The sequence below is a fragment of the Microbacterium sp. LEMMJ01 genome (genome assembly GCF_002114135.1).
In the GTDB taxonomy this organism is placed as follows: Bacteria; Actinomycetota; Actinomycetes; order Actinomycetales; family Microbacteriaceae; genus Microbacterium.
The window spans coordinates 170,241-192,256 of record NZ_NCTV01000015.1; the positions used below are offsets into that span (position 1 = coordinate 170,241).

Genomic DNA, 22,016 nt, shown 5'->3' on the forward strand with positions numbered 1-22,016 from the left:
GTGACGTGGGCAGCAGTGGGCGCGCCAGGTCGCGATGGCCAAGGCGAACAGACTGCTTCGCTTGCGGTCGTGATCGGTCGCGGGTTCTCTACCCCAGCCAGTCACTGACGCTGTCCACGACCCACTTCAAAGCATTGTCGTAGACGGACTTTTCGATCCGAGCAGCGTTGCGCAGGAGGAAATTCTTCAAGGCCTGACGAGCACGAAGCCGCGCAGGCTGAGGTGCGCCGGGATCAGCGAGCTCCCGCGCGCAGGTCTCCAAGACCCCAGCGGAGTCGTCGCCGAACTGGCGGACGAGCTGGATCAGCTCCGCCGCCGGCGTACCCACCGTGACCGGGCCGTTCACGTTCTGGGCGACGATGCCTTCGACTCGTTGGATGACCTGAACGTTGACCGTAGGGGACGGTACATCTTGACCAGCCGCCAAGCTCCTCGTCTCCGGGCTCGCTGCGAACGGCGAGACGGGGACCAGTTGGCTCACCAGGTCTCCGAGCTCTGCCGTAGTGAGGTCAGGCAGCTCGTCGATGAGTTCCGATTCGAGCTGCTGCTGGATCTCGAGGATCATGCGTTCCCTGGTGTGCTTCGTGTCGACGAGAACCCTGCGTGCGGCCTTGGCGTACTTCGACACCAGACCGCCCGCTCGATCGGGCGTGACGCCCAGATGGAGAAGCATCTGCTCGGCGGTCGCGGAGTCTTCGATGATATTCAGAAACTGAGCGAACTCCTGGAGCTCGTCACTTACCACGTCAGCGTTCATGCCCGGCTCACCGAAGAACTCGATGACACGGCCGCTCGGGGTGCGATAGCCGGACTGCCTGACAGTCTGCTCCTTCACCGAACCCAGCCAGTCATGGAAGAGCTCCAGCACCTTGGCGAGCTCGTCCTCGTACAGCCGACCGGCCGGGACGTAGATCCGGAACAGGAGATTGTTCAGGGTGTCCTCGACGAACGCAGTCGCGAAGATGGACGCCTCAGCGTTGCGTTTGTAGGTGGTGAGAGTCAGGCCGTGCGGCTCGAACCGCCGCTGGGCGGCTTCACGGACCTCCTTCGGCAGGGTCCCGAAGTACTCGCGGGCGATGTCGTCGTTCCACTCATCCCCGTCGAGGTCCATCAACCAGTCCTCTTCGTCTACGTCGTCGTCCTCGTCAGCGCTCGCACCTTCGGGAGTCGCCGGTTCGAGTTCCGGATCGCGCGGGGTCACGACCTCCTCGTGGACGAGCAGCAGGTGCGGCTTGGTCGCGAGCTCGCGGAACAGAACGTCTGTGGCCTGCGCGTAGGCGGCGCTCGCGATGCGCTGGAAGTCCTTCCCCGTCAGCTTCATGATGACGCCGGTGAGATCGCTTCGCTTGACAATCTCGGCGATTCTTACCCAGTTTCCTGGCTTGGAGTTCAGAGATTTCAGGACGTACTCGCCGCCGGAGGTGTTGATCTTGCTTGTCACCGACTCGGTCATGATCGTGCCGACACCGAGATAGAAGCCTGAGTTTCTCGTCACGCTGTCATTGTGCCAGCCAGCCAGCCAGTCATTGGAAAGCAGAGACGCCGCAGTGGGAAAGGTCCCGCTAGGGGTCTGCCGGACGATGTGTTGGGTGCCCTGACGCCACCTAGCGCGATTGGGGAGCTTTGGCGCTCCTGGGCTTGACCACCGCCCCAGTGGATGCGCGTGTTCCCCCCGGATAGCCGATGCCGCGCGGGCTACCCCGGGTTGTTAGAGCCACGGCGTCGCTTCGCCGCAGGTGGAAGCAGCGATTGCAGAGCGGACGCGGGCCGCAACCGCTGCAGCGACGCTGTCGCCGAGGGATCCAGCGTGCTGGTCTCCCCTTCGTAGTAGAGGGCTATCAACTCGCGGCTCAGCTCGTCATACGCGAATGCGGCCACCCGCGGGATATTGAGCTGGTGCCCTTTAGCCTTCATGTAGTTGCGGATGTGTGCCTCCCACGTCGCGGAGGAGATTCCAGGAGGCTTGACCGCCCATACCAGCACCCAGCCTTCCTCGACGTTGACACTTCCGGTGACCGGAACGGTCAGGCTACGTCCGCGACCTTCCGGGTCAGGGTTATTGAGCAGGTCCTTTGCATGCCGCGCGAACTTCTCTTGCGCCGCCTCGTTTCCGGAAAGCAGTGTCGCCCCGACACTTAGCCAGCCGAAGCTCTGTCGGTCGTGCAGCTCGTCGATAAGGTCAACGATGCTCGTCGTCGGCATCGACGGCTTCGGTGCACGCGGGCTGGCATCGCGGGTGAGATGCCACTGATCGACCGCATCCGTCCGGCTCGTGATGAACGCCGGTACCTGCTGCCGGAAGCGACGCAGCTCACCCGTGGTGGGGCTGGGCATGAATGGGAAGGCTTCCTTTACAAGGGCCGGGTCGGGCGCCACCCACAATCCAGCTTCGTAGAAGTAGAGGAACAGGTCGAGTTCATCAGGCGCCATGAACATCATCGTCGTCATCGGGTCGCGCCTGCGCCGCAGATAAAGGAGGAACTCTGCAGGCCGGTCCACCAGCTCCGCGATCAGCTCGAGATCGTGCAGCGAAACCGTCCATGGGACGTTCTCCAGATCGATTAGCCCGGCCTCGAGAAGATCCGCGGTCGCCGTGAACACGGCGGGGATGTCGTCAAGGCTTACAGCAATCGTATGGATCTCGCGGATGTGGGCGAGGTCCACCCATCCCTCACCCTCGACGCGTAGCCCGCCGTCTTCGACGATCCCTGATCGCACGCGCCCCGCCTGATTCGCTGCGTTCGTAATGATGCGCCGCAAATCACCGAGCTGGCGCGTTGTCTTTCCTCCCCGCGACAGGGCACTGAACGCAACCGCCTTGTCCTCGATGACGAAGGCCACGTCATCCACAAGAACCAGATGATCACACTCCACCCGTTTGGTATACGCATCAGCAGAGCCAGTCGCCTTCTCTGCCTCCGTTGCGGGGACGTAGAACTCGAACCCGTTCCGGTACGTCGCCGTCGGAAGAATCATCTTCACCGCGCGAATGACTCGCTCCTCCAGGACCTCTCCGCGGTGCTTCGCGTACGCGTCCCATTCCACCTTCTGCGTTTTCAGGAACTCCTCAAGCCTCTCCCTCAACGCCGGTGCTGTGTGTCCGTCGTGCAGCAGCATCACCCGACCCGCATAGCCCGAAAGCAACGGGTGACGTCGCCACGGGTTGTCTCCCTGAACGAACTTCTCTGCGGCCTCCAACGCTGTCATCCCGGACGCATCAAGAGTGAAGAAGGCGACCACTCGTTCGACACGCTCCAGTGGGAGGCCAGTCTCCGCGACAAGCTCATCGATACCGACCGTGCAGTCGTCCGCAGACGGTTCGAACATTGACATCAGCACATTCATGGCCCCCTTGGCCATCGATACGACATCATCGCCGGGCGCGCCCGCAGGCTCTGACAGCGAACTCGCGAACTGCTGCCCCCGCTTGTTAAGTTTGCGTGCCTGGATCGAATGACAGGCATTCAGAACACTCAGCGCCTCAGCAGCGCTAAATCCCAAACCCGCCTCCAACGCATCGCGAACCCCCCGGTTGCTATCGAGCAGCTCGACCGCCGTCGCCTGCAACACGTCTGCGTACGAGGAGTTGCGCATCGCGACCTCTGACCCCTGCACACTGAGCGATAGCCACCCCAGTGGTGCGTCCGGGCCAGCTGCGACCAGCGTCCGGAACCAGCCCAGGTTCGTGATCTCTTCGAGAATCGGCCGGGCGTCCTGCACCACCCCGCTCATCTCATTCGGCTCAGCCGGTGGAACATCCACCTCATCCGTACTGCGACCCGCGATCGCCAACAGCACGAGCAACTCGACCTGCCACGCGCCGCCGTCCGGGCTCGCCACAACCTGCCCCGCCTTAGATAAGGGGAAGTACGCCAGCCTGGCGGTTTCTGCCAACCTCGCCGGCGTGAAACGCGAACCCATTGCCGCAAGCTCAATTACACGGTCAGCGAACCTGGTACTCACGTTCGCCGCGAAGTCGCCCTCAGCACTGAGTTCAGCAAACAGTGACTGCACCGTATCCGAGGACTGCATCACAAAATCCACATAAGGATCCGACGGCGCTGCAGCGTCCCCGTGAGGCAAATGCCGCCGCCTCTTCGTACGCGCCTTCAAACGCTTCGACTTCGATGCCATGCCTCATCGAACCACACGCCTCCGACACGCCGGACACCTCGCAGTTGCTGTCCGCTTGGGCGATCTGAGCGCCCCGATGCCGATCAGCTCATGGGCGAGTGGGTCGTTGCGATTCGGATCATCGGGCCCTCGGCGTATGCGAGCGGCGAAAGCAGCGACCTGAACTCAGTCCCTTTGTCCGATCTCATGAAAGTTGACAGCGCGTGAGACGCAGGTCTCGCGGAACTCCGCCACTTCCGTACTTTGTAGTCACCGCCATTCGTCTCACGAAAGCTGTCAGTAACCAGATCGGAGCAGCAGGTCGGAAGGCGGGGCATGGAGATCTACGGGGAGGGCGAACCGGGGCATACCTCCTCCAACCTCGGTGAGGAGACTCTGCACCAGCGGCGTAATCCCGGCACATGGGGGCAGGGCGGTCGCCCCCTGGTGCGCTGACACAGCGATACTTTTACGGTGAATTTCAGACGGCCGCAATCGCTAGTGGCAAAGCATCTTCCTCGATCAGATAGGAACGTCGTCTTCCGAACGGTCCATCGTCGCTTCGACTAACGCGAGCAGCTGTTGCGCCTGAGCGATAAGGCGAACTCCGTGCGACGCGTCGCCCGGAGCGGGAAACAGAAACCGGAGCGACCCCACAATCACGGTTTGCGTGGTTGTTGCGTCTGGAAGGTATCGCTGCTCCCACTCGTCCCAGAGCGCAGGCACCAGCGCCATCTCCGCAGTGGCATCGTCCGACGCAGTCTCGCCCGGGGGCGCGGAGAAGGCAAGGAATGCCGGCGCACCAGATCGCAGAGCATAGGTCGCGATCTGATATTGCGCGGACATGGGCGCCGAGTACAACGAGCTACTGGCCATGTACTTCGCATCGACGATGATCTTCCGGCCGCCAGGCGGTGATACCACTAAGTCCGGTGCCTTCCCCGTAAGTGCCTTCCACCCCAGCGGCTCTTGGCGATAGAAGAGGGGCAGCCGCGGTTTGGAGACGTCGGCGCCTGCACCTCGGAAAGCTTCGACCAGCAGGTGCTCCCACAGGTCGCTCGTCACAAATTTCACGTTGATGGCGACGCCGCTCGCTGTCAGACTCTCGCCGCTGTGCCGAGAATCACTCCGCAAGACTGCAACGGCCAGGTCATGCAACTCCTTCAGTTTTGGATCGCGGCTAGACCAAGCGCGTCTCGCGCGTGATAGGACAGAGGCGGCTTGCACGCTGCCAACATCCTCCAGTCGCGCCACCGCTTCACGGATCAGGTCGGTGCGCGCTATGGCTTCCGTGGACGCGATAAGCGCCGCCTTAATGGCACGCCAGACGTCGTCATCACCCGTCAGCGTGTCAAACTCGCAGTCGATGGGGAGCGCTTGAGTCGCCTGCCGTCGCACGAGGGGAGCGACGAGAATACGTCCACGCACCACACCGAGCGATTCGACTACTTCGCGGTACACCGGTTTGCGAAGCGGGATTGCCGCCACCGCGCGATCCACGAAGACAGATTGCAAGAGCGGGCGCAGTTCAGGCATAGAAGCGAAGACGCCGGCCGCAGCAGTGAAGTCAGCGATGCTGCCACGCACCGGTGCGATCTTCTGACGGCTACCAAGCAGGAGATCCCACATCGCCGTACGAAGCTCCGGGCGCTCTACCGACGTTTCGGGTCGACGCGGTCGCGCAACGGGTGTCCAGAGTTGATCGCCCGCCCCGGGTTCGCGGTCGCCATCGCTCGAGTGACTGGCCGGCACCAAGACCTCGGCCTCAGCCTCGGCGATCGGCAAGGTCGTTGTTTCTATCCGCGCCGCCCACACCGGAGGGAAGCCGACATAGTCACCTTCGTAGATATCGACCGAGCCTCCGGCGACAGGTGCCTTAACGCTTCGCGGGGTGCTCGACCCACGCCATAGCTTGGGCAGCACATGTATCACCAGCGACGATCGAGACGCGCCGTCGTTAAGCACGGTGAGGCCCACACCGTTTCCCCGCTCACTAACGCGGAACCAGCTTAGGTTGTGCACATCAGCCAGCGGGGTCGAGTCGGTCATAGAGCGACGGCCGGCGTGGATCGCACGATGGGCCGGCGCCCAAGCCCCAAACCGACGTAAGCGATCGTCCAGCTGGTGCTCTCAGATGGCAGTAACAACTCAGGTATCAACTCCAGCAGCGTCTCCGATGCGTTGAAGACGTGAATGATCTCCGCGAGCTGTGCGAGCAGAAGCGCGGCGGTGCCACTCGCGCTTTCGTCAGCAAAAAAGTACGAGTGCCCCAGTCGAGCATCCGGTCCGAGTTGCGCAAGCAGAAGCGCGTTGACCTGACCATACCACTCGATCACCGTTCGCCACTCCGGGTCCTCTGATACTCGCGCGCCCACGAGCGTGTTCGAAATAAGGTCATCGCTCGTTAGCGGCTGCATGTCCATCCAAGTGAATCGCCGACGTAGCGCCAGATCGATCGAGCCAACGGAGCGGTCCGTCGAGTTCATTGTTCCAAGCACATGCAGGTTTTGCGGAACCACTAGATAGCTAAGGCCGAGTGGTTTTGCGGACGGCGTCGAAATCCCCAGTTTGTCGAGCAGCGGTAGTGCAACGTCATGGACTTCCTCTTCTTCGGGAGCCGGCCCCACGTCGGGAAGCACGTCTATAGGAGTCTGCAGTCGCACTGAGATGTCATCACCCAATGGCCGGTACTTCAATAGCGCCTCGTCAAGAGCAGTCTCGGCGAAATCTACACGCTTCGACTTTTCGAGAGGGAGAAGCAGATCGCCGAAAACACGTGACGTGTTCGCGCGATTGATCTCGTCGACGAACAATAGGAATAGCTCATCGGGGTGGCGCGCCGCGCGGATACACATCTCTACGAACACCCCGGCTCGGCCCTCGAAGCCGCCGTCCGCCCTGGGGCGCAGTCCCGAGACGAACTCTTCGTAGCTTGTAGACGGATGGAACACGACCAGCTCGACGTGTTGGTACGCCGTCCGAAGCTGATGAATCAGATGCGACTTTCCTGATCCGGCAACACCCTCGACAACCACATTGAGGCTGTCCCGGAGCTTCGCCAACACTTCTCGTGCGATCGGAAAGTCGTCCGCCGCATCTTCTGGCTCAACCTCGGCGTCTAATGTTGATGCCGCTTCGGCGTCGCCATGCGTGTCGAGTCTCTTGTACAGTGACGGCGCGGGTGAGCCGCGCAGCGTAAAGTCGCTAATCGAACTACCCCGTGCCCGCGCCAGCTCCCGTAGATACTCTAGGATTGCGGGAAACGCAGCAGGGTCAGACCACTTAAGAACCTGGCCGATCGCGTCACGTCGTAGGACAAGGGCCTCCAGGACATCGTCACCAAGATCCCCCGACTTGACGACGGCGTTGTGTAAACGAATACCGAGTTTGTTAGAGGAATTCATCGGGCCGATCACCTCGGGCTCGACATTCTCAAGAGAGAACAGAAAACGCGGGATAGGCTGATACCCCAGCTTCAGGAGCTCGTCGAGCTTGTCGGCCTGCACCGCGAACCGAGGGTCATCAGCCGCAAATGCCTCCGTGATGCTGTCCACTGTGCTGTCGTCCGGCCGCTCCCCGTGAGGGTGCAACCAGATGGGCGCGTCTGCGGTGTCGGTAGTTTCGGAGGTCATCGCTCCCCTTCGATCGAGTCGTCTTCGCTCACACTAATGCGTGGTCTACCGGCGAATGGCGGCCACGTGAGCGAGTAAGTCAAACCGCTGCATAAAATCTCGCGTATTTTGGCGTACCGACTGCCTAGACCCGAACACAAGGCGGCTCACGGCAGATCTAATAACGGCAGGGTACGCGGCTCGCGCCACACGCAGAAACTGCCGAGTAGCGTGGCCTAACGCTGTCGCGGCGATATTGCTGTGAGAGGGCTCGGTTGCTTCTGTCGGTACACGGCGCGTTAGGTGCACGAGTCGATGCGTCCCCGCTTTGCGAACCGTCTTAACCTCTGGGTACACCCCTTCGACATCGATCGGCCGCCGTGAAGCCAGCGAGCTCGTCATCGACTTGGGCGAAGGCTCACGTCGAACGCGACAACCGCTGGCATCACGCTGTTCGCTCAGTGTCAAACACGACGACGTGGCTTTACTCAGGCGACAACGCGCTCCATGTCTTTCCATCCCAGAACCATCCGAGACGCGACCGCTCATGCATGACCCAAAAGTGTGTGATTGCAGGATCCAGCGTCGGAGCAACTGAGGGGACGCCCCACCCCTCGTCGGCCCAGGACGGCGATGTCCTACTCAAGGGCCGAGCGATGTTGTGCCAGGTGTCGTCGTTTACCCACACGAAGAGATGCCGCTGCACGGCGCCCGTGGCCGCCAGTTTCTGAGGGTTGTCGGTCTTGTCGCTGAGCGCATCTAGCAGCCGCGCCAGCGATTCGTCGCTGCCGCTGACCGACCCGCCGCTGCCCGTGGATACCAACACCTGATGCACGTGACTGGGATCGTCCGACTTCACCTCGTGCGGCGCGGAGCTCGCCATCTCCACGCCCGCGTTCAGTAGGGTGCGATAGATCTCGGCCAGAGGGCCGCCCTCAATGGTGTGGATCGCCGCGCGCTCTCGACGGAAATACGACTCACCCACCCTCTCTAGCTGAGCCAGCGCCGGCTTCACCCGTTGCATGAAAGTCTTCATGTTCGCCTGCCCCTCAGGCGCGAACACAAGCCAGCATGTCGCGAGATCCACGCCTGGCACGCCCTTCTTCGCGGACTTCTTCAGAGCATCGCGAGCACCCTTGTTCCCACCTTCGGTCACCGCGGTGACCTCCAACGCAATCTTCCCATCGGCAGACTTATAGTCCACCCCACCATGGGTGTCCGCGTGCTCGAGCTCCACCCCGAGCCTCTGTTCGACAATCTGCTTGGCGACTAGTTCATTCGGACGTTCCTGGTTCACCACTGCCTTCTTCCTCTGGCGACTTTGCCCTCGAAGCATCTTGATACAGCGCCACCGTAGCGCTTCCGAGGCTCGCGTCGCTCGCGGCATGTCAGCAACTGTGCGCGCCAACGTCGACCTCCACGCCGATGCTCCGACGGCACCCAACCGAGTCAGAATCGGGGTGCGCGGTGCCGTGCGATCGCACGATTTTCGTTGCTCGGCTGCCGCACCGGCGTCTCGTCATCCGAGCCGGGCTCAAAGAATCCTGCGAGCAACCCCTGCCGACGTTAACTTCGAGCCGAGCGCTTGTCATTAATGGTCGCCCCAAGCCTCCAATCTGCCTGCGCTCACGGACGTCGGGCGTCAGCGCCGCTTCAGGAGGCATCATTCAGCGAGGGCCTCGGCCACCTCCGGATCTATGTCGGCCTGCATCGCGAGGCTTGCGTACTTACTAAGCTGTCTCGTAAATGAGGTTTGCTGTCCCCGGACAAGCGCTACAAACTGTGCCGAGAACGTCTCACCCATATTCTCGTCTGCTTCCCGGGCGACTTGTGCGGCCAAGGAGTCGAGAAAGGCAGCAATGTCTTGAGTGATCCGATCCGGGTAAGCGCCGAGCGCCGCGCGGGCAACCAGGAACTCTTGTTCAGCCGCCAAACGCGTTTCGGCTAGCGGAGCGGTCGACCGAGAGCGCTCTAGCAGTGCCAGCCCGGACAACACAGCGAGCGCATGCTGGCCCGCACCGAGCGCCTCGAACCGAGGAGTCTCCCATGCCTCTGGAAACGTCGCACCCCAACCAGTGAGTGGTTCGACGATCGGAAACGCAGACCGAATGATTTGCCAGCCGAACGAGTCGACTCGGCGTCCAGCTATCTCCGGGAAGATGATCAATGCGGGGCGGTACGCGTTACTCATCTCCGCGGGAGTCAGAGCCGCGAGCGTTCTCTCCACCACGAGGAGCCAATCGACAACGTTCTCGGCCTTTACCGCAATGGCATATTGCTGTGGCGGCCAGCCATCATGAATGCCCTGGACCATCCTTGAGTAAGAAGCAGCCTCCCGACCGAAATCTCGGATGACCGCGAGTCTCTCCTGTTGTCCGCGCTCGGCACGCCGCAACGCGTTCCTGGTTGACAGGTCTGCCGCGCGAGACAAGGCCCGCTGCGAGTCGCCGGACCGTGCGGCTCGTCGAATGTCCTGCGGCATAGTGCCAGCTGACCCGACCTCCTGGAGCACGGTCGCGAGTTGTTGGAGCTCTCGCTCAACGACGTCAAGCAGCCCGCCGGGATGAACGCCGATCATCTCCCACTGCTCTTGCCGCGCCTTGCCCACTGCATCCACGAGGGTTTCACTGATATGCGAAGCGAGCGCTAAGTAGCCTGAAGCGTCGGTCAGCCGACTTGGGAGGTCCACCGCGATCGCGGAAAGCAGAGTCTGGAGACTATCCGCGATAACGGAGATTTCAGCCGCAAGAGGCTCGCGAAACACCGGGACCAGTCGACGTGAGAGCGCGTCAAGTTCAACGCGTGAGGCGTGAATCGCAGACATGGCAGAAGGACGATTCTCGCCACGGAGCCACACACGGATAATGCTTGGGAGGAGCGATTCGGCGATGGTGATTCCTGCTAGCGCGATCTCCATACGATCAGTCGCTGTTAGATCGTGCAAGCGAGCTGCGGCGAACCCAGCGGTCTGCCGATGGCCGCTCACAGACGACCGAGAGTGAAGATACTGCCGACGAAGCGTCGACACTCCCATCAAGTTACCTCCAACCTCATAAGGCGCTCCGTCCGACCAGATCGTGGTGATGTCTGCATGTACGACGCTCGGGTTGAGGGCGATCCCTAAACGAGCAAATTCCTTGGCGTTTCGGTCAGTGTCACCCTGCACTTGATCGGAAATGTGGAGGATCTGGCCACGGAAAACTGCGCCTTCAGGTCCGTCAACGATTCCTGCCGTCGTCGCCCAGGGGAAACGCTCGAGGATGCGCTGTTGCGCGCGGTCAGCACCGCCCGCGGCCGCGAGCAGTAGTTCCGCAACTTCCGAAGCAAACGTAGCCGCTGTTAGCAAGAGGTCAGCCAAGTCGTCCAGATCTGGTTCGACGTCGAGCGATCGGACGGGGCGGCCTTCGTCGCGCATCCGCCTAAGTGCCTGGACGAGGTCGCTGGCGATCGCCGGCGCAAGGCTTTGAGAATATCCGAGCGCCTGGTTCACACTGGCCAAATCTGGCGAGTCGAGTATCACTTCACCGAGTCGTTGCACACCCACTTGTTGCACAGCCCTATCTAAAGAATCGAAAGGCTCGCGCACTGCAGCACGCAGCTCCGCAATCGCCGCTGAGACGTTTTCAGGGAACGGCAAACCCGCTAGGTCCGAATCGATCAGCGCCAGCTGGATCGCGAGGAGTTTTGACGGCGGTTGCACATCGTGTCGATCGAGTACTTCGACCCACCGCCCTGATCGTGCGCTCAGATCGACGAACTTCACGGCGCGGAGCCCTTCGAGCACATCGGCGTTGGTGCCCGACTGCATCCTGAGGATAAGCGCCTCTACGGCCGCTGGCAAGGCGGCCGGGAGGTCTTGCGAGATTCCTGCTAGCAGCGCCGGTAAGGCAGGAGCAGGAAGCATGGACACGAGCTTCACTGTCGTCATGCTGGCCGTCGGTGGCGGCAGCTCATGGACGATCTCAGAGAGGAACCGTGATCTCAGCGGATGTAGCCCTTGCACCGACTCACTCACGACTTGAACGAGGTGTTCCTCGTTGAGCCGTGTCAGGGCACGTCGCAGGCTGCCAGAGCCGTTCTCAAACTCCGACAGTTCCGAGATAGGCACAGAGAGCGCCCACCTTCCTGCGGTTGCGATCAGGCCGAGGATCTGGAGCTCAGTCTCTTGCTGGGCCCGGACGCGCGAGAGCACTTGGTCCCGCAGGACGTCTCGAAGCCGACGGCCACGCGTGAGCATGTAGGTGAACTCCATCGTCAGTCCGTCCGCTTCGACGTACGCCTCACGCCAATGCGCGTTTGAGGTCAACCCGCGTTGCCGAAGATTCTCGTGCAGCGATTCGGCGATATCCTCCGTAAGGGTAACCTCCACGATCGCGCTCCCGGCCCGATCTTGAACGCTGACGAGGTCCTCATTGCGAACCGTCCCGAGCAGCATGACGCCTTCGAAATCACGAACGGCCTGATTGATCGCGTCCCAACCGACAAGCTCGCCGGTCCCGACGCCGTCCACGACCAGACCGATCTGATTTCGGCGGCTCGGCATCCGTGCAGTGAGGAGATCTCTGATTCCCTGGATGGCATCGTCCGAGAGACGAGTCACTCGATACCAGGTGACGTCGCGGCGCGTGTAGACCGTCGACCAAAGCGCAGTTGATTTTCCAACTCCGGAAGGACCGGCCAAAAGGACGGAAGCACCCGAGTTCAGGCTCTCGATGGCCTGCGCGGCGATATCAGGCATCGGCGCTGGCAAACCAGATGCGATATGCGAAGGTCGGGCTGCGGTGCCCAAGTAGTAGTCATTCGCCGCCACGTCGCTCGAGAACTGAACGGGAACACAGATGCCATCCAGGAGTGCCCGCTCCAGGGCATCTCGGTCAAGGAGGGTTAGCACTTCTTCGATTCGCTTCGAGATCGAGCTCACGTTCACGAACGCCGCGTCGTCCGGGTCAGGAGCTGCCGCGTTTCGATCCGCCGCGGTTGCAATGTCGATCCGCAGCAGGCGCTCAATGAGCTCTGCCGCACCGCGCACCGCCCCGGAGGCGGATGTAATCGCATCCACCGCGGCGGACTGCGCATCCTGCCAATCCAAAGTGATCAAGGTCGTCAGTTGCAGGAGCGTTCGAGCATGCTCCAAGCCAAGTCTCTCGACCACGCCTTCCACAAGCGGGTGAGTCAGCGGCAGGTCAGCCAGGACCGCGGCATGTCCGTCGAAGACCTCTCCGGAGATGCTCCGCTCTTGGACGAGCATCAAACGACCCGAGGCAATGCCTACTGCCTCGCGGGTCAGGTGCTTGGCCCACATCTCCTCAAGAAATCCGAGAGTCTCGCTGACTGGGAATGCGCCTCGCTTCTCCTGGCGACTCTTCACCTGCACGAACGTTAGCTCGGGCCCCTCGATATGTAGATCTTCGAATCCCTCCGGGACGATGCGACGCGCATCCAACTCGCCTGCGATCAGCCGGCCGCTAAGCCACGCACCGACCGCGTCCTGATAGTGAAAACCTCGCCCCGCTATCGCCCCTGACCGACTCCAAACGTTGAGCATCCCCTGCCTCCTCTCCTCATGAATCTAACGACTGACGCAGGGTTCGTCGCCGCCAGAAGATGGCGATCGCGGATCTCATCGTCTTGCAGAACGGCCACGACTGAGCTGTCGAGAAGTCGGCTCGGCGGATGCCGCCATCCCGCCTGACTGATGTGTGCCCGTCCGGCCAGCGTCGCGTGTATCGCTCCCAGCGCGATAGAAGCATCGTCTGCACCCATCGACGACGCTGTCCTGGTAGGTTACTCCGCCCCAATTGGCGGAGCAGCGCGCGACTTCGACTCACGCAAATCACTTCAAGTCCATGAACATCGGGTCCGGGTCATCGTCACCCGGCAGAATCGCGTGGCTTACCGTGACGAACCGCTTCGCGCGATGCACCGTAACGTCCCGGTCCGACAACGTCAAAGTCGGGGTCGGCGGGCCGAAAGAACGGCGCCACAGCTCCGAGTCAGCTGGGTCGTCCGCAGGCGGCGGGTCGGAGCGGACGTCATCGGCGCTCGCCCAAACGAGCACGTTCTTGCCGTTTTCATCCCCGCTCAGGAGGTGGCTCTTCCAGGCGATTCCGTCCAGCTTCTTCTCTGGGGCCCATCGGAAGTACTCACCGATGATTTGAGTTACCACGTACTCGACGCGCTCCACGCCGGTCAACCGCACCGACTGAGTCAGGCGCTCCTCGAAGTCGTCGGCGAACCGCGCGAACAAGAATTGACGCCGCTTGTCCACCGCGAAGATGCTCGGTGGCGCTGGCTGCTTTGTGAAGTCCAAGACCGTCAGCGGCCGCTGGACGACAAACCCTCCGACAATTGCGTCGTCAAACAGGCTGTGCAGTGCGGTTTCTTTCACTGCGATCTGGCGCGTCGTAGCTCCGTAGAACAGGCCCACTCCCTCAGGGTTCAGCCGTCCCGCAGATGCCTTGCCGGCGGGTGCTGGGCCGAGATGCTTCGCGGGGTCGGCTCGCGCCTCATGGCGGAATGTGAAGCCGTCCTCGGCCATTCGCGCACGGTATAGCTTCTCCCCCGGCTCGACCATCGTCAGCATGTCGTCCTGGACGTAGGCCAGAAGTCCGTCCAGGAACCGCGAGACGCGAGCTGGCGGCTCGTTGCGACGCCCTTCACGCTCACGGGCGCCAACGTACACGAATCGGGATTGATACTTCACGATCTGCGCAAACCCGTCCCAGGAGAACTGGAACTCGTCCCGTAGCCCCGATTCCATCCAGTAGTTCGGTGTGGCGATAGCGTCGGCGATGTGCGCGTTCACTTCGTCTATGACCGAGGCGTCGAAGGCGCCGGAAGTACAGTCGCCGACGACGTAGTCGGTCTCATGACCAGCATTCCACTCGTCCCATTCGTCCGGTACCAGACCGCCGTGGTCGTGGTAGAGCCATGTCGCTGCGTCGTAAACCAGGCGCCCTACAACGTCCATCGACACAGCTGTTATTCGCCCATCCGTGCTGCGGTGGTCGCAATAAGAGCAAATGCGGCTGTCAGCTTCACCGATCACTAGATCGAGAAGAACGAGGTCGGTGATGTGGGAAAGGCAGATGGTCTCGGTCAGGCCGGTGAAGCCCTCGGGTTCATACATGAGCCGATGCTAGCCGTGCCAGCGTCGGAGTTGCGGACGCCGTCGCGGGTGGATTCGGGAAGGCCAGACAGGCCGGACAGGTCAATACTCGAATCTTCGGCACCACACGCCGAGAACACAATCTGAATGGACTATGCCTATCGCCCGCACAGGGCTGAGGACCGTGATGGACGGACGTCGCACTCGTGGAGCCGAGATCCTGTCAGAGATCCATACGGCGAGAGCGACGATGCTTCCTCTCCGGCACAGGCGGGGCTGGCGCGTTTCACGACGTGGCCCGGGGACCTTCATCGAGCCAGTGCGCCGGCGTCTCATCCGCCCAACGCTCGAGCGGGGCGGAATTGAGGCCGTAGTAGGCAGAGATCGTGTGGGCGGACTTGTAAAGGATCAGGCATCCGAGGCGGACCTGGAAGTCGAGGACCTCCGGGTCTGCCGGATAGGTCCACGACGTCACACCCTCGGATTCCTCTGCCACCGACTGTGATGCCAGCGACATCACCGATGGGTGCGACCGATCCGACAAGATGTCATAGACCCCACTGCCCTTGGTGAAGTTCTGCGAAAGGAACAGATCGCTCGCCTTGCCCAGCCCAATCATCGTCTCCCCGCCAATCCTCCAATCCCCGATTTGATCCGGGGTTTCGAGAGGCGTGTGCACCTCTGAGAACAGCACTCCGATCCGGCGAAGCAACTCATCGCGGTTCCGCTTGTACGTCTTCGCCAACGGACCGGAGTGCTTACTTGCGGTGTATTTCTCCCGCTGTAGCGCTGACGCATGCTCGAGCATCGCGCGGGCCACTCGGCGAGCGGCGGGAGCGCTGCCAGTCAGTGGCTCGAGCAGCCACGCTACCCTGCCCGCGTACTCGAGCTCGGCGCGCACCAACGGCCAGACCGCCAACGGCACCATCGGCTCCGCACGCAACTGCGTACCGAGGGACTGAAGCAGCAGCGCAATCGCGTCGACCATGCGCCCCGCCATGTACCCCGCCGCGTGCTCGGCATTCGGCACGCCTGCGGGAAGCTCGCGCTTGGCTTCGGCCGCGTCGAGAGCAGCCGCCGAGCCCGGGCGTGGACCCGCCCCCGCCTGGCGTGCGACTTCGAGCCAGGCCGCGACGAGTAGGTCACTCAGATCAGCGAGCGCAACCGCGTCGCGTTTCTCTTCTGCACCGGTCATGTGTACCAGCCGTTCTGCTCGAGGACACCGGGACCCTCATTCTGGCCGAGCATCCCGCGCTCGTGGAAGTGCCGGATGTTATCGAGCTTCGCTTTTGCGATTCGCGAACCGACCTATAGCCAGGGGTTCGACTTGAGTAGCCGGCGAGCGCAGCCTATTGAGTAGCCGGCGAGCGCAGCCTATGGGGCGAATACACTCATCAGGAGGAACACAGACATCCGCAGCAAAGGAAGAGAACGGAAGGCCTTTCTAGTGCTCCAGATATCGAGCGGGATGTATTTCGAGAGCGACAACCCCCACGAGACCGTTCACCGGCGGGTTCTTTACTCGAATGGCATCCGGGTGCGCGCGGATGACGTGGAGTTGCCGATCGGGACGTTGCGATTCTCCACGGGACACGGGGATGTCCGGGGCCTTCAGATCGAGGTCATCGATCGCCTAGAGCGAACCAACGCCGACGGTAGCGACTCGATCCACATTGCTACTGGAGGAGACGAGCTCGTCGCGGACGCCGCGGCAGTCGTTGCCTTCGGTCTCGACGTCGTTGTTTTGCAGGACCAGGATCTGACCGGCCGAGTTATCGCGGGTGGAGGGTCGGGATTACGGCGGCGCGAGAAGCTGCTCGCTCACGTCCTGGAGCCCGCCCGATTCATTAGCGACTCTGAAATAGACGGGCTCCGAAGTTTCTGCGACCAACTGATAGCTTTACAACGCCCTTACTTCGAGTCAGCGATGCGCGCCGTTCGGCGAATCGTCGATGCAGTGACGTTATCGAGCAGCGACGTCGCTCTGTCCTACACGCTCTTCGTTGCAGCGCTCGAGTCGCTCGCGAAAGACTGGCCGGCGCCGGAAGCCCCCTGGAGTGACTACGAGCCGAAGAAGCGCAAGATTGTCGACGCGGCATGTGAGGAACTCGACACTACGAATCGCACGAAAGTACAGGAGGCCGTGCTCGCCATTGACCGGCTCGCCCTCAGGCGCAGATTTCAAGGATTCGTACTCGACCATCTCGCTCCCTCCTTCTTCCGAAGCGAAGCCTCGGATGCACGCGACCCAATCCGTGCGGTCGACCTTCCTAAAGCACTAGATTTCGCGTATGTGGTGCGCTCCAAGACCATGCATGAACTGCGCGATCTTGCCCCCGAGCTTCGAGAGCTCCCCGGCCACGGAGAAACGATCTGGCACGACGGCAAGACGGTGTTGAGCCTCGAGGGCCTCCACCGGATCTGTCAGCACGTCGTACGTCAGTATGTCGAGCGGGCACCGAGAGGAGTAGATCCTGAGTTCAATTCCTCCTACCGCAGCGCCATTCCGGGTATCGTGCGTGTCCGCATGGCACCGGAGTATTGGATCACCGGGTTCGATAACTTCGGTACGTCCGAGGCACCACGAGTCTTCTCGGTGCTGGTGGAATCACTGCGGAGCACGGGTGCGGGAGAATCCGAGGGCGTCATCGACATGCGAACCCCTATACGCCGGCTCGGAGCACTACTCAGGAACGGGTCGAAACCGGCAGATCGTCTAGCGCTTGTCGCGAGCATCGTCCTTTGGAACGGATGGGTCGCTGACGAACTGCGCATCACTGAGTTCAATGAGACCGTCGAGTCCCATGCCAAGTTGTTGGAGGCGGCGACCATGTATGCGTACGCCTTGTGGGCGCTCGGAGGCTCGATCGAGTGGAGCGGCGCCGACCTCGAGAGCCTCGCCGAGCAGCGCGAGGCTGACCTCAAGCAACAGGGAAAGCGCCTGCTCGAGTTGCCGGTTATCTTCGACGCCGTCCTGCACCTCGATTTAGCGCAGCGCGCTTCGATTGGCGGCAATCAGGAGCGAGCTCTAGTTCACTTGTCAAAAGCGGTGGAGCTGCTGCCAGGCGACCCCGAGTTGATTGAACTCGAGTCCCAAACGGCAGCCCAAGGGATCATGCCGCCCATCGATCTCAGAGCGCTCATCCTCAGAACTGATCGCGCGGCACCTCAGACTTGATCAAGGCTCTGCACCAGAGTGCCGAGCCTCGTGTGCAACTGCACCGCAGTATCAAAGCGCCGCACCGATTGACGAAGCAATCCGATAGTCCGCCGTTCACCAACCACGTGATCGGCGTAGCCCGCGGCTGTGCAGAGGTACATGAGATCGGTGAGGTCGTTCTCCTCCCAGCGGGCGCCAGCGACCATCTTGTCGGCCATCACCGAGCGGAACAGAGTGATCGCGGGGGCGCCGAGACACCCCTGGTCCCAAGCACCTGCGAACCACTCCGTCGCTTGAGCAGGAGTCGCGCCGATCTCGGCGGCAGCATTTGCTATCTCCTTAGTCGCGTCTGCGGCGGCGAATAGCTGCGCGGCCTTGCGGCGATCACTCTTGCTGCGTTGTCGTTCTCCGTCCAGCCAAGAGGAGAACCGCTGCACACGTGCCAACCATCCGGCGAGGGAGCCGCGCGGCGTCGGCTCACGGTCCAGAAGGCACCCTACGTAGACGGTGTTCGACAGGGTCGACAGGTAGCCGAACTTCCACGCCTCGGGGAGATCGTCGGGCAAGGATACCCGCTCGTCATCTGCTCGGATACTCGGGTCCAGCGCGGCGTACGGCTCGAGCGTGATCACGGGGGCCGGTGGCGCGATGTCGATTCCCGCGAGTGCAGCGAGGCGTTGTCGGAATTCGCCCGCTCGCACTTCCAGCGCATCTCGCATCTGCCAGCCACGACTCCCAGCGAGTATCGTCCGTGACAATTCCGCACGCCCGACATCATTTGACCAGGCACCGGTTTCCGACAGATGAGCGGACGACAACGGCAGGATGACCTCGCCCGCTTCGGCCATCCTGAGCAGTCGCACTGCCGCGAGACGCTCGGAGTCCGAAACACGCTGAGGTGCGAAGAGCGACTTACTCAGAGTGCTCCACTGGTTCTGGTCCAGGTACACGACTGGGCGACCACGAGTCGGCGAAGGGTCCCTCGCAGTTCCGAGCTCACACTCGAAGCCGTAGCCATCGCGAAACTTGAAGATCAGACGACGATGCCAGGGGCGATACTCGACCACCGAGAACAGCTCAAGCATAACTGCGAGATCGGTGGGATCCGCCTCGGCAACGACACGACCGTCCGCAAACTTGACAGCGATTAGCCCGTCGTCTCGCCACTGGATCGCGTGAATGCGCATGGACACGAGACCATTTTCCCGCATGGCCGGGTCGCGCTTCGCGGCTTCAGATCCAGCCCGGCCAGGAGCCATCGATGAGCGCTCGCGTCCAAGGAGAAGTCGTCCGTCGTGCCCGATCTCGTCATCTAGCCGCCATCAAGCCAAGCGGCAGAACACCGAGGATCGAAGACAGCGTCGCGAGCACTCAGGCTGTCGTCATCGCCACCGCGCACCTTCGAGGATCTGCTCAATGGGACGCGGGTCGGCACCCCGTAGTAGCCACTGAATGGGCGTCTGCAGCTCGCTGCGATAGATCAGGCTGTCCTTCGGCGTGGTCATGAATCCCTCGACACTCGCGGGGTGCCAGTCTTCGAGGAGCCACGTCACGACGAGCGCGAGGTGCGGCAGAAGCCCGTCATCGGTTTGGTCTGTGAATTGCCATTTCGGGTAAGCCGTCACACCGGATGCGTCGAACGAATACAGTGCGCCCGCTCGTTGGCCCATTCGGAGATCGTCGACTTCCAGCCCTAGCCGCGCCGCGGCCGCTCGCTCACCGTACGAACGCGCGACGGTTCCGAGACGTGTGCGGTTCTCATCCTCGCGCAGCTCGCCGCGAGCCACCCGTTGCTCGGTCTGAGCGAACTGCTCCGCCGTGAAAGCGCCGGAATCGACGAGATACGCACGCTGTTCCATCGATATGCCGGGGCTCGGCGGACGCATGCGCCGAGAAAGGCGGGCCGCCTCGCGTTGAAGCGTTTCCATGATCTCCGGGTCGCACTCGCTCGCGTCGATCGATTCGAGCAGCTCTGCGGCAGCAGCATCCAGAGTCAGCGGTCGCTCGAGGTTCGACATCCGGTTCTCCTGTCTGAGACGCGAGCCGATACTGCGATCGTACGCCGCGAAACGGTTCGCTTCACCCGGTCACGAGCTCGCTCCGCGCCCGTGAAACCCGACCACCGCGCTGATCACAATGTCCTACGCACGTTCCGGTGCTTCAATAGCGCTGCTCGCACGGTCAGGATGCGGCGCCAAAGTCGCTCCGGCGCCTCGAGCGCCGGCCCAGATCGCGACGACGTGAGTGACCACTTCTCACCTCCGATGTGGAGAGCGGAGTTAGGTTCGTCGACGCCAATCGTTTCCGCGAAACGGGTTACATTCTCACCAGCACGCGCGACCGCACCAAGTCTCATCAGCACTGAAGCAATCGCCTTGTAAGACGCGTGCTCGTAGGTCAGGAGCGTCTGAAGCGCCGGAGACGTCAGAGCCGCCATCGTTTCGACCAGGCGCGGCAGGCCGGTGACTTCTTCCTCGAGACCGATCTGTTCTGTCGAGAGGCGAGCGGGGTGCCACCACTCGTGGATGATGTCTCGCGCGATGGTTGCAATGGGCGTGCGATATCCAATCGACTGTTGATGCAGGCTTCCGTTGAGTCGCTTCTGCGCGATTAGTGACGGGACGTGGTCGCGGACGTCGACGTCGAGTCCGTTGCTGTGCCATCGGGCATGCCTGACACAGATCGGCCCGCTGAACCTTTCCACGAATACCAGATCTCCTCGCGAGCATCGCCTGCAGAGGGTCGTCGGTCCGAACCCTTGGCCATTGCAGAAGGCACAGGCGCGCACCCACATCGTGGGGTCGTGCTTGCACGTCGAGTAGCTGCGTCTGATTCTGGGCATCGCATCACGACGCAGTCCGCCGAGCTCCTCGATCGCGACTCGCGCTATCGGCGGTGTCACTGCGATGCCGAGTTCAGGGTCCTCCGCTCTCAGTGCACGCCACGCTTCATACTCGGAGATCTGATTGGCCGCGCACAGCCGACTGAAGAAGCTCGAGACGGTTTCGTCGGGGTAGAACCGGACTGGCACCGGCAGCGCCCTCATCAGAGCCGCTCCGCTTGCCGGCGTTTCAGGTCGCGTTCGAAGAGCGCCGCTTCTAGGGTTTCCGAGCCGTCTTGCATGGCGTGTAGCGCGGCGAGCTGGAGGAGATCCTTGAGCGGGCCGATCTCCCCTCCGGTGAGCGCATGCAGGGTCTTCGCGCTTGCGAGAATCTTCCCCGCAGGCTGCTGCAGTAGGCCGAGCGAGTCCTCGATGGCCAACAGAAGGTCACCCCAGTCAGCCTGTCCTCGTTTCGTAGTGATGCGGAACGGGGATGCCGGGTGCAGTTCGAACCGTTTGCGGATCTGGCCCTCGCGAGTACCGTCGAGCAGCCCTGTCTCTTCCACAGCGATTCCCGCGTAGACGAATGTGCCGCCGCATCGCTCGGAGAGTTGCTTCAGCATGTCAGATGCTTCGATGTTTTGCCGAAATCGCAGATCGAGATGATGCACGTCATCAATCAGTACGAGTTCGGTTCGGCAACGGCGCAGGGCGTTCGCGACAGTGTCGAGGAGGGTTCCGTAGGTCGCTCGGCTCAGCGTGGGAAGGCCCAGGAATCTGGCGAACTCCAGGAGGAGAGCTTTCGCCGAGCACTGGGCAGGTACGGCGACGTAGGCCACAGGAGTCCACCCTTCTGCTGCTGTGGGCTGAGCGGTCTGTCTGCGGCGAAGTTCGTGCTCCTTGCCGATCTGCAGCAACGTCGTCGTCTTTCCTTGGCCTGGTTCTCCCGAGAGGATCAGCCCGAGCTTCCCAACCTGGCGATGGGCGTTCAGATACACCCGGTCGCGTGCGGCGCGTTGGAACTCTACGAACTGCGGTGTCTTCACAAAGGCTCCGGCCTGTGAGTAGCGAGCACGCGCCCAGTTGTAGATCTGGCGATCCTCGGGCGTGAGCCTCCCGAGGACGGCGAACGGGATCTCTGCCGGTTTCTCGATCTTCAGCTCGACGAAATCACGCCATCCCTCACGCGTCGCAATCTCCATT

The 22,016-nt window shown here is 62.0% G+C and carries 13 protein-coding genes; 1 reads left to right on the forward strand and 12 read right to left on the reverse strand.

The window, feature by feature from the left end:
* Positions 1-88: 88 nt before the first annotated feature.
* The 8 genes from B7W94_RS01880 to B7W94_RS01915 all read right to left on the reverse strand — a co-directional run bounded on the left by B7W94_RS01880 (position 89) and on the right by B7W94_RS01915 (position 16,027).
* A complete protein-coding gene (locus B7W94_RS01880; RefSeq protein ID WP_139833221.1) occupies positions 89-1,495 on the reverse strand; it encodes a hypothetical protein in 1,407 nt (468 codons plus the stop codon).
* 200 nt (positions 1,496-1,695) lie between these two features.
* Positions 1,696-4,044, reverse strand: coding sequence for a preprotein translocase subunit SecA (locus B7W94_RS01885; protein ID WP_172400041.1), 2,349 nt, complete (start codon positions 4,042-4,044; stop codon positions 1,696-1,698).
* 591 nt (positions 4,045-4,635) lie between these two features.
* The gene (locus B7W94_RS01890; RefSeq protein WP_081811603.1) at positions 4,636-6,162 is read right to left on the reverse strand and encodes a 5-methylcytosine restriction system specificity protein McrC; all 1,527 of its coding nucleotides are present in this window, start codon (positions 6,160-6,162) and stop codon (positions 4,636-4,638) included.
* On the reverse strand, positions 6,159-7,745 hold the full coding sequence (locus tag B7W94_RS01895; protein ID WP_085603924.1) for an McrB family protein: 1,587 nt from the start codon (positions 7,743-7,745) through the stop codon (positions 6,159-6,161). Before B7W94_RS01895 ends, B7W94_RS01890 begins: the two co-directional genes overlap by 4 nt.
* A gap of 463 nt (positions 7,746-8,208) precedes the next feature.
* Positions 8,209-9,021: a hypothetical protein gene (locus B7W94_RS01900; protein ID WP_139833222.1), complete on the reverse strand. Its 813-nt coding sequence runs from the start codon at positions 9,019-9,021 to the stop codon at positions 8,209-8,211.
* Between the two features lie 366 nt (positions 9,022-9,387).
* A complete protein-coding gene (locus tag B7W94_RS01905) occupies positions 9,388-13,269 on the reverse strand; it encodes a hypothetical protein (protein WP_085603927.1) in 3,882 nt (1,293 codons plus the stop codon).
* Between the two features lie 288 nt (positions 13,270-13,557).
* Positions 13,558-14,853: an RES domain-containing protein gene (locus B7W94_RS01910; protein ID WP_025104529.1), complete on the reverse strand. Its 1,296-nt coding sequence runs from the start codon at positions 14,851-14,853 to the stop codon at positions 13,558-13,560.
* Between the two features lie 265 nt (positions 14,854-15,118).
* Positions 15,119-16,027 (reverse strand): hypothetical protein, encoded by a 909-nt coding sequence (locus B7W94_RS01915; RefSeq protein ID WP_025104530.1) that lies wholly within the window; start codon positions 16,025-16,027, stop codon positions 15,119-15,121.
* 273 nt (positions 16,028-16,300) lie between these two features.
* Between B7W94_RS01915 and B7W94_RS01920 the strand changes: the two genes are divergently transcribed.
* The gene (locus B7W94_RS01920; protein ID WP_172400042.1) at positions 16,301-18,010 is read left to right on the forward strand and encodes a hypothetical protein; all 1,710 of its coding nucleotides are present in this window, start codon (positions 16,301-16,303) and stop codon (positions 18,008-18,010) included.
* Here the strand turns inward: B7W94_RS01920 and B7W94_RS01925 are convergent.
* The 4 genes from B7W94_RS01925 to B7W94_RS01935 all read right to left on the reverse strand — a co-directional run bounded on the left by B7W94_RS01925 (position 18,001) and on the right by B7W94_RS01935 (position 22,015).
* The gene (locus B7W94_RS01925; protein WP_085603930.1) at positions 18,001-19,185 is read right to left on the reverse strand and encodes a hypothetical protein; all 1,185 of its coding nucleotides are present in this window, start codon (positions 19,183-19,185) and stop codon (positions 18,001-18,003) included. The two genes, B7W94_RS01920 and B7W94_RS01925, sit on opposite strands and share 10 nt — an antisense overlap.
* A 189-nt stretch (positions 19,186-19,374) precedes the next feature.
* A complete protein-coding gene (locus B7W94_RS01930) occupies positions 19,375-20,010 on the reverse strand; it encodes a hypothetical protein (protein ID WP_025104533.1) in 636 nt (211 codons plus the stop codon).
* Positions 20,011-20,123: 113 nt separating this feature from the next.
* Positions 20,124-21,038 carry a hypothetical protein gene (locus tag B7W94_RS17825; protein ID WP_139833223.1) on the reverse strand — a complete coding sequence of 305 codons (915 nt, stop codon included), beginning with the start codon at positions 21,036-21,038 and terminating at the stop codon, positions 20,124-20,126.
* Positions 21,038-22,015 carry an ATP-binding protein gene (locus B7W94_RS01935; protein ID WP_025104534.1) on the reverse strand — a complete coding sequence of 326 codons (978 nt, stop codon included), beginning with the start codon at positions 22,013-22,015 and terminating at the stop codon, positions 21,038-21,040. The genes B7W94_RS17825 and B7W94_RS01935 overlap by 1 nt, the downstream gene beginning before the upstream one ends.
* Position 22,016 lies beyond the last annotated feature (1 nt).